The sequence below is a fragment of the Pseudoalteromonas sp. MIP2626 genome (genome assembly GCF_013414205.1).
Classification (GTDB): Bacteria; Pseudomonadota; Gammaproteobacteria; order Enterobacterales; family Alteromonadaceae; genus Pseudoalteromonas; species Pseudoalteromonas nigrifaciens.
This window is the reverse complement of record NZ_JAATTW010000037.1, coordinates 22,706-34,425: the sequence shown is the minus strand read 5'-3', so window position 1 is coordinate 34,425 and position 11,720 is coordinate 22,706. Positions and strand designations below refer to the sequence as shown.

Annotated in this window: 14 protein-coding genes; 5 read left to right on the top strand and 9 right to left on the bottom strand. The window is 40.3% G+C overall.

Annotation, left to right across the window (positions count from 1 at the left end; all coding sequences use genetic code 11):
• Nucleotides 1-152 precede the first annotated feature (152 nt).
• The gene (gene lexA / locus HC000_RS13845) at nucleotides 153-770 is read right to left on the bottom strand and encodes a transcriptional repressor LexA (protein WP_041454613.1); all 618 of its coding nucleotides are present in this window, start codon (nucleotides 768-770) and stop codon (nucleotides 153-155) included.
• Nucleotides 771-1,049: 279 nt separating this feature from the next.
• On the opposite strand from lexA, the gene HC000_RS13840 reads away from it, so the two are divergent.
• Nucleotides 1,050-1,502, top strand: a complete 453-nt coding sequence (locus HC000_RS13840) for an SRPBCC family protein (RefSeq protein WP_179807956.1) — start codon at nucleotides 1,050-1,052, stop codon at nucleotides 1,500-1,502.
• 98 nt (nucleotides 1,503-1,600) lie between these two features.
• A complete protein-coding gene (locus tag HC000_RS13835) occupies nucleotides 1,601-2,044 on the top strand; it encodes a hotdog fold thioesterase (protein ID WP_011329503.1) in 444 nt (147 codons plus the stop codon).
• A gap of 2 nt (nucleotides 2,045-2,046) precedes the next feature.
• Here HC000_RS13835 and HC000_RS13830 read toward each other — a convergent pair whose 3' ends face one another.
• The 3 genes from HC000_RS13830 to HC000_RS13820 all read right to left on the bottom strand — a co-directional run bounded on the left by HC000_RS13830 (nucleotide 2,047) and on the right by HC000_RS13820 (nucleotide 3,963).
• Nucleotides 2,047-2,427: a hypothetical protein gene (locus tag HC000_RS13830; RefSeq protein WP_011329504.1), complete on the bottom strand. Its 381-nt coding sequence runs from the start codon at nucleotides 2,425-2,427 to the stop codon at nucleotides 2,047-2,049.
• 250 nt (nucleotides 2,428-2,677) lie between these two features.
• Nucleotides 2,678-2,998, bottom strand: a complete 321-nt coding sequence (locus HC000_RS13825) for a chaperone modulator CbpM (protein ID WP_011329505.1) — start codon at nucleotides 2,996-2,998, stop codon at nucleotides 2,678-2,680.
• Complete coding sequence (locus HC000_RS13820; protein ID WP_179807955.1) at nucleotides 2,998-3,963, bottom strand: DnaJ C-terminal domain-containing protein; 966 nt, start codon at nucleotides 3,961-3,963, stop codon at nucleotides 2,998-3,000. The genes HC000_RS13825 and HC000_RS13820 overlap by 1 nt, the downstream gene beginning before the upstream one ends.
• Before the next feature lie 257 nt (nucleotides 3,964-4,220).
• On the opposite strand from HC000_RS13820, the gene HC000_RS13815 reads away from it, so the two are divergent.
• On the top strand, nucleotides 4,221-4,880 hold the full coding sequence (locus HC000_RS13815; RefSeq protein WP_086997141.1) for an endonuclease: 660 nt from the start codon (nucleotides 4,221-4,223) through the stop codon (nucleotides 4,878-4,880).
• Between the two features lie 305 nt (nucleotides 4,881-5,185).
• On the opposite strand, the gene hmpA is transcribed toward HC000_RS13815, so the two are convergent.
• From hmpA to HC000_RS13800, 3 genes are read right to left on the bottom strand one after another with little or no spacing between them, the layout of a single operon-like run.
• On the bottom strand, nucleotides 5,186-6,367 hold the full coding sequence (hmpA, locus tag HC000_RS13810) for an NO-inducible flavohemoprotein (protein ID WP_179807954.1): 1,182 nt from the start codon (nucleotides 6,365-6,367) through the stop codon (nucleotides 5,186-5,188).
• 50 nt (nucleotides 6,368-6,417) lie between these two features.
• Nucleotides 6,418-7,650 (bottom strand): NnrS family protein, encoded by a 1,233-nt coding sequence (locus HC000_RS13805; protein WP_179807953.1) that lies wholly within the window; start codon nucleotides 7,648-7,650, stop codon nucleotides 6,418-6,420.
• A complete protein-coding gene (locus HC000_RS13800; RefSeq protein WP_011329510.1) occupies nucleotides 7,650-7,919 on the bottom strand; it encodes a hypothetical protein in 270 nt (89 codons plus the stop codon). Before HC000_RS13800 ends, HC000_RS13805 begins: the two co-directional genes overlap by 1 nt.
• A gap of 159 nt (nucleotides 7,920-8,078) precedes the next feature.
• Between HC000_RS13800 and norR the strand changes: the two genes are divergently transcribed.
• Nucleotides 8,079-9,665, top strand: coding sequence for a nitric oxide reductase transcriptional regulator NorR (norR, locus tag HC000_RS13795; protein ID WP_089368866.1), 1,587 nt, complete (start codon nucleotides 8,079-8,081; stop codon nucleotides 9,663-9,665).
• 5 nt (nucleotides 9,666-9,670) lie between these two features.
• Here norR and HC000_RS13790 read toward each other — a convergent pair whose 3' ends face one another.
• Together HC000_RS13790 and HC000_RS13785 are read right to left on the bottom strand one after the other, a co-directional pair.
• The gene (locus tag HC000_RS13790; RefSeq protein ID WP_179807952.1) at nucleotides 9,671-9,901 is read right to left on the bottom strand and encodes a hypothetical protein; all 231 of its coding nucleotides are present in this window, start codon (nucleotides 9,899-9,901) and stop codon (nucleotides 9,671-9,673) included.
• Nucleotides 9,901-10,797: a LysR family transcriptional regulator gene (locus HC000_RS13785; protein ID WP_011329513.1), complete on the bottom strand. Its 897-nt coding sequence runs from the start codon at nucleotides 10,795-10,797 to the stop codon at nucleotides 9,901-9,903. Before HC000_RS13785 ends, HC000_RS13790 begins: the two co-directional genes overlap by 1 nt.
• Before the next feature lie 354 nt (nucleotides 10,798-11,151).
• Between HC000_RS13785 and HC000_RS13780 the strand changes: the two genes are divergently transcribed.
• Nucleotides 11,152-11,718: an NAD(P)H-dependent oxidoreductase gene (locus HC000_RS13780; RefSeq protein ID WP_179807951.1), complete on the top strand. Its 567-nt coding sequence runs from the start codon at nucleotides 11,152-11,154 to the stop codon at nucleotides 11,716-11,718.
• Nucleotides 11,719-11,720 lie beyond the last annotated feature (2 nt).

Below are 11,720 nucleotides of genomic sequence, written 5' to 3'. Positions count from 1 at the left end.
TAGCGAAACTAATTACGGATTATTCACGATCATTTAGATCGGTCAACCGATCAATTAACCTTAACTGATCGGCATTACACTAAAAAGTGCGCATTAATTATCTGAGCTATTAAATTATGCCGATATTTTACATAGCTATAACAGATTAATTGTCACATCCAGTCAGCATTACGAATAACCCCAACAGCTAAGCCTTCAATATTAAAAGATTCGTTTTCAAGATCCACTTCTATCGACGAAAATTCTTTATTTTCAGCATGCAATAATACTTTTTTGCCTGCTTTTTCTAAGCGTTTTACCGTTACATCGTCATCAACGCGGGCAACAATAACTTGGCCATTTTCGGCAACTTGAGTGCGATGAACAGCCAGTAAATCACCATCCATAATACCAATATCTCGCATGCTCATACCATTTACACGCAATAAAAAATCGGCAGCGGGTTTAAACATTAACGGGTCAATTTTACAATGGCTCTCAACATGTTGTTGCGCCAAAATAGGTTCGCCGGCAGCTACACGGCCTATTAACGGTAAACCAAGTTGTTCTGGTTCATCTTCTTCAATAAGTTGAATACCACGGCTAGCGCCTGGTTTCATTTTAATAGCGCCTTTTTTAGCCAGCGCTTTTAAATGCTCTTCTGCTGCATTAGCACTTTTAAAGCCTAATGTTTGTGCAATTTCTGCGCGTGTAGGAGGCATACCAGTGTCTTTAATAAACACTTTAATAAGTTCGAGTATTTGCGCTTGGCGGTTAGTTAATGGTCGCATACAACTGGTTTTCCATACAGTACATTTAACTGTGAGTATATACAGTTATCTGAAAATCGCAAATTTAAATTACTCCTCGCCTTTGCTGCCAAAGGTGGCATTGGTCTAAGCTTAAAATTACCAAGTAAATTACAGATAAAATTACGCAGATCACGATAGTGTTCGTTTTACGTTACATTAATTACATAACTACTAAGTTGTTGCTGTTATTAAAAATTAGTTAGCTATCGTTTTTGTAATGGGCCTTAACTTCATCAATGTGAATTAACGGAGAGTGTTATGAATATCACTGTAGCGGTAATAATTAACGGTCCTAAACGTAAAGTATGGGCGGCAATAACTGACATCGAAAACAGTGCCAATATGCTGTCTGGCATTATTGATGTAAAAATAATCGAGAAGCCACCACAAGGGCTAGTGGGCCTAAAATGGTTAGAAACACGAAAAATTTTTGGTAAAGCAGCCTCAGAAACCATGTGGATCACCGAAGCTGTTACTAATGAATACTATTGCACTCGCGCAGAAAATGGCGGGGCAGTTTATACCACTAAGCTGTCACTTACCGCCGCCGAACCTAGCACCTGTTTAACCATGACTTTTTCTGATAGATCTGAGTCTATTTGGGTAAAAATGATCTCTGCAGTGATAGGTTTTTTTCTTAAAAGTTCGATGCGTAAAATGCTAAAAAAAGATCTCGATGAAATTAAGCACTATGTAGAAAGCAAAAAGTAGCACTGTATTACCATGCAGTAGCTGCACTAATTTGGCTATCATATCGCCATGAAAAATCGTATTATCGGTTATCGTTTTCAACCTTTAAAGGAGTAACAATGAGTATTTGGCATCAACCTATTACTTTAGCGTTTTGTAAGCAGTTAGACCAAGGCATAAATGGCCAAGGTACACTGATGAAAACCATGGGGATTGAAATAACTGAAATTGGTGATGATTACTTAGTTGCCACTATGCCAGCAATTCCTGCGCACCATAACCCTATAGGCATGGTGCATGGCGGAGCAAACGTGGTTTTAGCCGAAAGTGTTGCCAGCTACGCGGCTAATTTTGTGGTCGACTTCACTAAATTTTATTGTGTAGGGCAAGAGATCAGTGCCAGCCATTTAAAAGCCTCGCGTAATGGCACCTTAACCGCCACCGCAAAAGCGTTTCATATTGGCAAGCGTAGCTCAGTATGGGAAATAAAAATAACGAATAGTCGCGGCGAGCTTTGCTGCGTATCAAAAATGACCGCAGCTGTTGTAGAGCGCAAAGGCTAAGGCTATTTTTCTAGCGGGTAAATAGTAATTTCCATGCCTGCACCAATTGCCGATATACGTAATAATGTATCGGCGTGCAGCGCTTGGTTAAAACACTTTGGCGAAGTGCCCGATTCAAAACCAATATCAAAGGTACGGCGCGAACAACTCAACCATTGCTTAAGTGCAGCCCGCGAGCATGACTCTACTAACTCACATAAGTGGTTAATTGCTTTATCCGGTGAAGATATTTCGCCTGTTACTTCTATACGCGCTAACTGACGGTATTCGTCTTTATCATAATGTAAAATAGTGGCGATTTTTTTTAGGTCAGCTACAAGCACGCTAATATCTTGCTTTGACTCAAGCTCTAGGTCTACATTTAAAAATTGAATTTCCGACATTGTCTGCTGTTTATCCTCTAATTAGTTCGCTGTAAACTTTAACGCAGTTTTACGCTTATACCAAATCAACTCTGCAATATTCACCTTTTTATATAAATAGTCGGCTATTTTTACGCATTTATTGACGCTTTACTTACTCTTATTTCACGAATAAAAAATATTTAAGCACCAAAAGCTCACTATTATAAAAGTGCTGAGCTAGCTCCATAAAAATAGCTAGCTACTCGCATTTAAAATTTAACCACTATTTTTATTCTAAATGTTTAAATCGACTTAAGTGCTGCTTTAACATTTGGTTTTCAGCAATCAACTCATCCCGTTCATCCAATAATTGTAAAACCAAAGCAATAGCAGACCAATCTAACGATAAGTCATGCTGAATACGCGCAGCCTTTTTAACTAAGATCACTGTTGATACCGTAAATTGCCATTCTGTAACGCGCTCGCCCTCAATAGGAATAGCAATGCTGTGCTCAACCAATTCATATAATATGGCTTCGCTAATATCACTACTCACACACAATTCTTGGCTAGTGAGTAAATTGCCTTGTGGTGCCTCGATAATTTTCATTATGACTTGCTCCAATTGCTACGGGGGTCAAAATGGGCTTTTTCGGCCAGCTCTTGCCAAAGCTTTTTGCTAACATCATCACTCAATGCTGGATTAACAATTTTAATCACAGCAAATAAGTCACCTTTGGCTTTTTTACTAATTAACCCTTTACCTTTAATGCGTAAACGTTGACCCGATTGACTATTAGCTGGAATAGTTAGTTGGATTTTTCCGGCTAATGTAGGTAAATTTATTTTAGTGCCCAAAGCAGCTTCCCATGGTGCAAGAGGTACCACTATGTTTAGGTTATGCCCCTCAACGTCAAATAATGGATGAGGCACTAAGCGAATTTGCAAATACAAATCGCCATTAGGGCCATTTGCCGAACCTAATCCACCTTGGCCTTTTAAGCGAATGCGTTCGCCATTAACCGAGCCTGCAGGAATTTTAACTTTAAGCGATTTTTTAACTTCAGATACACGGCCACTACTGTCTCGCTGCGGCAGCATAAACTCAATTGGTTTAACGGTATCGACTAACGTTTCTTCAAGAAATACCGGGAATTCAATTTCCACATCTTGTCCTTTTTGCGCACGAGCGCCACCAGTTCTGCCCTGCCCGCCATGGTTAAACCCACCTGCGCCGCCAAACATTGAATTTACAAAATCAGAAAACTCCTGATCGGCTTGGGGATCACCTTGCTGATAATGGTTTTGTGACGAGCCATAGCTACCGCCATAATTTGCTTGCTGCTGAGCACGGTTTTGTTGATTACGACGTAACACATCGTATTTAGCGCGCTCTTCTTTGTTGTGAATAACTTCGTAAGCTTCACCTATCTCTTTAAACTTTTCCTCGGCTTGAGGTTCTTTACTTACATCTGGATGATATTTTCTAGCTAGCTTTTTGTAAGCTACCTTAACCGCTTTATAGTCTGCATCGGGCGATATTCCGAGCACGGCATAATAATCTACAAATTTCATTCGCAATCCCACTCACAAACTTATGAGCTTTCACCATACTCTTTAAGTAACAACTTTTGTTTATTTAAACAACAATTTAAAGTAGATAACCTGAGCTCCGGATAATAAAACTAAATATAACTATGATTCAATACGTTAGTAAATCTCTTAACCAGAGCTAAGGTTAAATACTAAAGAACGGTAAATATGGCTTTAAGTAAACTTTATCTTTTAGCTTCAAGTCATTAAACTAGCCGCTCCTGTAGTTCACGTATGTGATGGATATGACTCGATTTATTTTAGCCTTGTTGGCTTTTTTTGTATGCTTTTCGCTATCGGCTGAAGAATTCACTCGGTTTTCAACCGCTAAAAGACACCTAATTAAAACCCTCCCTAGTAATGCTAAAAGTATTTACTGTGGCTGCGATATAAAAAAACAGGGTAAAAAACTAGTTCCCGACCCCACTAACTGTGGTTATGTGCCACGCAATACACATACCCGCTCAGGTAACGTAAATGCACGCGCTTTACGCATAGAATGGGAGCATATTGTGCCTGCCTGGGAGTTTGGCCACCAATTACAATGCTGGCAAGATGGCGGGCGTAAAAACTGCCGTAAAGTAAGTGCTAAGTTTAGAAAGATGGAAGCCGATATAAACAACTTAGCTCCTGCTATTGGTGAAATTAACGCAGATCGTTCTAATTATCGATTTGGAATGCTTAGTGAAAGCGCCACCCAATACGGTCGCTGTGAAGTTAAAGTTAACTTTAAACAACGAGTAATAGAGCCTCCTTTTTATGCCCGTAAACAAATAGCCGACGCTTATGCCTATATGCAAAAAACTTACGGCTTAAAAATATCAAATAAACAACAGCAGTTATTTAATGCTTGGCAACAACAAGCGTATGCCGCGCAAACCAATACCAAAAAGCTTTAATTTAAAGGTATTAGGAGCCAGTTTAATATTTAACCTGAACTCTGGTTAAGAGATTTACTAACGTATTGAATCATAGTTATATTTAGCTTTATTTTCTCTAGCCAGAGATTTCCAGTGAAAACAAGGCGAATTTACGCGTCAATAGCTGGCCTATTGCAAGTAAATTCAACGCAGTTAGCGCTGAAAATAGCTGCTTGAGATAGGTTTATTATCCGGAGTTCAGGTTATTTAACGGCACAAAAAAGCGCGCTATTGAAGTAATGCCCAATAGCGCGCTTTTTTAATTGAGTTTTATTCTATAAATATTATAGATCTTGATGCGGGCCAAAAATTTCGTAATGAATGTGTCCGTTATTAACGCCTAATTCTAGCAGTTGTTTTTTCACAAAGGCCATAAAATTAGCGGGTCCACACAAGTAAAAGTCGCCGTTGCTCAGTGGCAATTGCGCTTGTACTGCGTGTAAATCCATAAAACCGGTAAAATCAGCTCCTACATCGCCTTGATTAAACCAAGTCATGGTTTGTAAGCGCGGGTAAACAGTGCTTAGTTCATTTAAATAATTAGCAAATGAGTGCTGCTGAGTATTTTCGCAAGCATGCAAATACATAATATTTTGATTAGCAGTATCGCTTAATAGCGTCTCTAACATTGCTACCATTGGCGTTTGCCCAACACCCGCTGAAATAAGCACAGCAGGGCTGGTGTTATTTCGTAAAAAGAAATCCCCTGCAGGCGGATATAGCTCTACTATTGCGCCTTGCTCTAGTGAGTGTAAATGGTTAGACACCATGCCAGGGTTTGGTAATAACTCTTTTTTAACGCTAATACGGTAGTTTTTACCATTACTTTTTTGCGAAATAGAATACTGGCGGATCTCTTCATATTCACTAGCCTCTGGCTTAACTTTAATACCTAAATATTGACCCGGTTTATGGGCAATTACTGCCTCGCCATCAACTGGCGTAAGCGTAAAGCTAGTTACCAGCTCTGACTCAGCCTGCTTATTAGTTATTGCAAACTGACGTGTGCCTGCCCAACCGCCTAAGTTATTTTTGCTGTGCTCGTATAAAGCAGCTTCCTCAGTTATACAAATATCAGCAAGTACGCCATACGCTTCACGCCAAGCATATTCAACATCTGGCGTGAACTGCTCAGGAATAAGCTCTTTCAGCGTGCCAATTAAATGTGCACCAACAATTGGGTAGTGCTCCGGCAAAATATTTAAACTAGTATGTTTATGGTTAATACGCCCAAGTGCCGCTTTTAACACCTCTAAATTATCAATGTTTTGTGCATAAGCAGCCAATGCGTTAAATAATGCAAATTGCTGACGGCCGGTATCTTGGTTACTCATATTAAAAATATTTTTAAGCTCAGGATTATGACTAAATAAACGCTTGTAAAAATGATCAGTAACAACCGTACCTGCCTCTGCTAATAAAGGAACAGTACTTTTAACAATTTCAATAGTTTTATCAGATAACATCTAGGTTTTCCTACGTGTGAATAATACCCAATTAATAAAATAGGTATAGGTTAACCACGACGCCCATCAACACGACGCTGTGTTAAAATAGGTGTGCAGTGAATTAAAAATAATAAAAAGGCAATTAGCCACAGCCCAGCACTTAGCTGCCAAGCTAGGTGTGGCCCAATAACAAAAGGCAGTAAAGAACGAGTAATCCCAGCCACTAACACTAAAGCAAAAGCAACCGCCATATAATGTGGAATAGTCAAAGAGCGCCCGGTATGCCCATGAGATACGCGTGTCATCATGGCTAAAATCATCATCCCTATGGTACTTATGGTAATGAGGTGTAATGCATCTTTAAATAAAATAACACTGCTGTAAAAACTCACGGCTACCAGCATTAAACCTACACCTAGTGCCAAGTACGAAAAATGCAAAGACCATAACAAAGGAACTTTAAGTACGTTTTTATCCCACCAATAAAAACTACGGATTAAATGCAGCACAGCAACAACAGCAAGTGCCCAGCCTGGGTTTAGCTGATTAAAAAATAACTGGCTAAGAAAAAACACCGCAATACTAAAAACGCTCATATACAGTAATACTGAGTCAACGTTAGCTGTACGTACCTGCGCTGTTAAACCAAGGCCTTTACTGGTAAAAAATGGCAATACACGCCCTGCTACTATGCCAATTAATAAGGTCATCAGTAATACTGCTGTATCAACAATGGCGAGCGCAAACTGCATGTTTTGTTCAATCAGCAGGGCCAAGTAAACAATATTTAACGTACACAGCGCCGCTAATAGCACTAAAAATTGATAGTTATTTTTGCTTTTAGCGGTTAATAACATATTAGCTAATGCTGCAATAACACCTAGCCACCATGTGAGCTGTAACACTAACACCGCATATAAATTAAATTGTGCAAAAGCAGGCAAAGACACAAAAAATGCGCCTCGCGCCCCAAGCCATAGCAGCGTTAATAGCATTAACTTTTTGCCACTAATGCTAGGTACTCCAGTCCAAGTTTGCGCGGCGGTAAGTAAAAAACCCACTGCAACAACACCTGCAAAACCAAATAACATTTCATGGGCATGCCATAATGTAGCGGGGATTGTTAACTGCCAAGTTGCACTACCCGTTAAAATTAATAACCAGTAGCCTATTGAACTAAAAGCCAACAAGCCTGCGGCTAAAAAATAGGGTCTAAATGGCAGCATCCATACTGACCACTGCGTTATTTGGTAAAAGCGAATATTAGCCGGTACCGGCTGAGATAAATTAATAGGTCGCATTAACGAACTTCCTTCCCCATGCCATGCAGTGCGATACAACGCAGCACATAGCTAATTTTTAAAATAGCAGCAATAACAATAGTGCTAATATGTGCCGAAATTTGCACCGGTATAGAAAAGTAATCGGCAAAAGGGTAGCTAATTAAAATACTGGTTATTAGTAATGCACAACTAGCTGCTAATAATGAGTTTGCCACTAGCAGTAGTTTTTTCAGTAAACAAGCTGTCTCAATTTTGTAGCTTGGATTATGTATAACCAAGGTGTTCATAACGGCCTCAACAACTAATGCACTTAACTACCTATTACACTTATCGTGCCAATAAAATAAACATATATATTTCAATGAACTAACTTATCCATCTTTGCTTTTTATGTCTTTATGACCTACCATAAATCAAACCAAAAAACACATAAGAGTCATTTTGACATGAGCAGCGCAATTAACTTCACTGCCGTAGCGGTAAAGCTGGCTCAAAGCACATTAGATAAAAACTGTTTTGAGCAATTACTTACTGTCCTTGAAACAGTGATTGCCAGTGATGCCAGCGCACTGCTTGAGCTACAAGGTGAGCAGCTCAAGCCACTTGCAATTAAAGGCTTAATGCCAGATAGCCTGGGGCGGCGTTTTAAGCTTAGTGAGCATCCGCGCTTAGAAGCTATTTGTAATACTCAGCAACCACTGCAATTTGCCCATGACTGTCCATTGCCCGATCCGTACGACGGCTTACTACTAGCAAAAACTGGCGACATTCCGGTACATGCTTGCTTAGGTTTACCCCTATTTTATCAACAACAGTTATTAGGTGTGATTACGTTTGACAGCCTAAATGCCAATGCCTTTAACGCTATTAGTGCGCAAACGCTTAGCACCTTACAAACGCTATGCAGCGCACATTTTAAAACGGCATTACAGCTGGCTCATTACAAATTACATGCACAGCATTCTAGCGCCTTAGTGCAAGAGCTTAACCGCGAAGCACTCACCCGTGATGGCGGCGAAATTATTGGTCAAAGCTCAGCAATACAAGCACTTAAAAATGATATAAAACTTGTCGCCGCCTCTAATTTTAGTGTGTTAATTTTAGGCGAAACCGGCGTAGGCAAAGAGCTGGTTGCACGTAATATTCATTTACACTCGAAACGCAGTGAGCAGCCACTTATTCATTTAAACTGTGCTTCGCTTGCTGAAAATCTCGCCGAAAGTGAGTTTTTTGGCCATGCTAAAGGCGCTTTTACTGGGGCGGATCATGCGCGCCAAGGTAAGTTTCAGCTAGCGCACGGTGGTACTTTATTTTTAGACGAAATAGGCGAGCTACCACTGGTACTACAAAGTAAATTGCTACGGGTATTACAAAGTGGCGAAATACAAACAGTAGGCGAAGACGAAGTGAAATATGTTGATGTGCGGGTTATTGCTGCTACTAATCGTAATTTAAAAAAAGAAGTAGCCGAAGGACGCTTTAGAGCCGATTTATACCATAGATTAAGTGTCTACCCGCTAACGGTAGCGCCGTTACGCCAGCGTGAAAACGATGTGGTTTTATTAGCTGGTTTTTTTGTTGAGCAAACCGCACGAAAATTAGCAATAAAACAACTTAAGTTAAGTGTCGATGCACAATTATTGTTAACCCAATATCAGTGGCCGGGTAACGTACGGGAGCTAGAGCATGTAATTAGCCGCGCAGCACTAAAGGCCAAACAAAGCCAATGGCAACAAGCCATTATTACCATAAAGCCCGAGCACTGTGAGCTAAACCTTAGTGCGAGTAATACAACACAGTTATCATTACCTGCTAGTACCACAAACACCACCACTGGCAGTAGCACTAACATAGCAGAGCAAAATTTATCACTTAAGCAAGCAACCGATACCTTTACCCATCATTTAATTAGTCAGCAGCTTGAGCAACATAATTATAACTGGGCAAGTGCAGCACGCACCTTAAAAGTAGACCGTGCAAACTTAGTTCGCTTGGCTAAACGCTTAGGTATTTCAGTCAAAAAGTCGCTATAAAATAGCTATAAAATCGTCAGTTCATCTAAGTTAGGGGCTTTACAGCAAGTAGCCCCCAGCAGAGCAGCAAGCGATTGATAGTGCGGCGAAAAATACAGTAACACTTCACAATGCAGTCCACTTTTTGCGTAATATTTAACGTAAAGTGGTGCGTTGGTAGCCATTGCTAGCTGTTTTATTTTAGCCAGCTCTGCATCTGCAAACATAGCATCACCTAAGTTTTTATAATGCCACATTAGCTTGCTTTATTGGTTTGAAAATAGGTTTTTAACAATTGGCTAAACGCCTGTACCTTTGCGGTACGATGCACCAAATGATGCGTTACTAGCCATATATCAGTACACCAGATTAATTCATTAGATAAAATGGGTACTAAATTAGCGTATTGAGCCGCAACATTGTGCTGTAACCCACCAATTCCTAAGCCTTTAATTACAGCACGCGTAGCTTCTGAGGTTTCTGACACACGCAGTTTTATTTGCGGCGCTGCAATATGCTGATCTACCCATTCAAAATACGGCACCCGCGCATTAAAGCCCGCCACGCCAGAAATAAAGTTATGTTGCTGTAAATCACTCAGCGATTTAGGCATACCATATTTATTAATATATCGCTGATTAGCATATAAACCCGAGTTAAGCTGAGCCAAATGCTGTGCAATATAGTCGCCTTCATCGGGCCTTGGCCCTGCACGTACGGCAATGTGCGCCTGACCGTGATCGAGCCGTAAACGCTTTTGCTCTAAAATCATCTCAAGCTGCACTTGTGGATGTAGCGCCTGAAATTGCTCGCACACATCGCCAAGCACATCCATAAAGCCACTAACCGTGGTTAACAGTAAACTGCCGCGCAGTGTGCTATCAGCCGCAGCAATATCATTATGTAACTGCTCAAGAGAGCTGTCGATCACTTGTGCGGTACTAAACAGCTTAGCGCCTGTTTCTGTTGCTTTATAGCCACGAGCATGGCGATGAAACAAACGTGTGTTTAAGTTTTTTTCAAGATTATTAATTCGCCTAAGCACTGTACTATGGTGCACATTAAGCGCCTCTGCCGCCGCAGTTAAGGTACCTAAACGTGCAACCTCAAAAGCCACTTTAACATCTTGCCAATCTTCAAACTTAACCGCCATACTGTGCCACCTTAAACTTATGTGCATATACGCACATAAGTGTTGCGTTTATTCGGGTTTTCTTCAAGTCATTTTTTGGTAAAGTAGCCCCATATTATCTACATTAACCTGAACTCTGGTTAAGAGATTTACTAACATATTGAATCATCGTTATATTTAATTTTATTTTCTCTAGCCAGAGGTTTTCAGTGAAAACAAGGCGAATTTACGCGTCAATAGCTGGCCTATTGCAAGTAAATTCAACGCAGTTAGCGCTGAAGACAGCTGCTTGAGATAAGTTTATTATTCGGAGATCAGGTTACATTAGCCCGAACTTTGATTAAGTGATTTACTAACACATTAGCAGGATAAACCATGACAGCACCAAAAATTATTGCTTTAGCAGGTAGTTTACGTAAAGACAGCTTTAATCAACAACTGATCAATGAAGCAGCACGCTTTGCATTAGAAAGTGGTGCAGAAGTAGAAATAATTAAACTTGCCGATTTAAATATCCCACTTTTTAATCAAGATATTGAAGCGCAAGGTACTCCTGCCGATGTGCAGCTGTTAAAAGAGAAGTTACGTGCTGCAGATGGTATTTTATTAGCCAGCCCTGAATACAATGGCTCTATTACTGCAGCGCTTAAAAATGCAATCGACTGGGCTTCTCGCACAGAGCAAGGTGCAGTACCTGCTTTTCGCAATAAAGTAGTGGCGTTATTTGCCGCATCGCCTGGTGGATTAGGTGGTCTACGTGGCTTAAACCACGTACGTGATATTTTAAGTGGTATTGGCTCATTAGTACTTGCCGATCAGCTAGCGGTTCCAGCTGTGCATACTGTACTCGATGAAAACGGCCAAATTAATAACCCAAATACAGCAGAACAAGTGTCGGCATTAGCGCAACAATTAGTAACCGTTGCCAGCAAGCTTAGCTAACT

Excerpts from the sequence above, each read along its gene's own strand:
- lexA (WP_041454613.1), bottom strand. The coding sequence starts at position 770 with ATGCGACCATTAACTAACCGCCAAGCGCAAATACTCGAACTTATTAAA.
- HC000_RS13840 (WP_179807956.1), top strand. The coding sequence starts at position 1,050 with ATGAATATCACTGTAGCGGTAATAATTAACGGTCCTAAACGTAAAGTA.
- HC000_RS13835 (WP_011329503.1), top strand. The coding sequence starts at position 1,601 with ATGAGTATTTGGCATCAACCTATTACTTTAGCGTTTTGTAAGCAGTTA.
- HC000_RS13830 (WP_011329504.1), bottom strand. The coding sequence starts at position 2,427 with ATGTCGGAAATTCAATTTTTAAATGTAGACCTAGAGCTTGAGTCAAAG.
- HC000_RS13825 (WP_011329505.1), bottom strand. The coding sequence starts at position 2,998 with ATGAAAATTATCGAGGCACCACAAGGCAATTTACTCACTAGCCAAGAA.
- HC000_RS13820 (WP_179807955.1), bottom strand. The coding sequence starts at position 3,963 with ATGAAATTTGTAGATTATTATGCCGTGCTCGGAATATCGCCCGATGCA.
- HC000_RS13815 (WP_086997141.1), top strand. The coding sequence starts at position 4,221 with ATGGATATGACTCGATTTATTTTAGCCTTGTTGGCTTTTTTTGTATGC.
- hmpA (WP_179807954.1), bottom strand. The coding sequence starts at position 6,367 with ATGTTATCTGATAAAACTATTGAAATTGTTAAAAGTACTGTTCCTTTA.
- HC000_RS13805 (WP_179807953.1), bottom strand. The coding sequence starts at position 7,650 with ATGCGACCTATTAATTTATCTCAGCCGGTACCGGCTAATATTCGCTTT.
- HC000_RS13800 (WP_011329510.1), bottom strand. The coding sequence starts at position 7,919 with ATGAACACCTTGGTTATACATAATCCAAGCTACAAAATTGAGACAGCT.
- norR (WP_089368866.1), top strand. The coding sequence starts at position 8,079 with ATGAGCAGCGCAATTAACTTCACTGCCGTAGCGGTAAAGCTGGCTCAA.
- HC000_RS13790 (WP_179807952.1), bottom strand. The coding sequence starts at position 9,901 with ATGTGGCATTATAAAAACTTAGGTGATGCTATGTTTGCAGATGCAGAG.
- HC000_RS13785 (WP_011329513.1), bottom strand. The coding sequence starts at position 10,797 with ATGGCGGTTAAGTTTGAAGATTGGCAAGATGTTAAAGTGGCTTTTGAG.
- HC000_RS13780 (WP_179807951.1), top strand. The coding sequence starts at position 11,152 with ATGACAGCACCAAAAATTATTGCTTTAGCAGGTAGTTTACGTAAAGAC.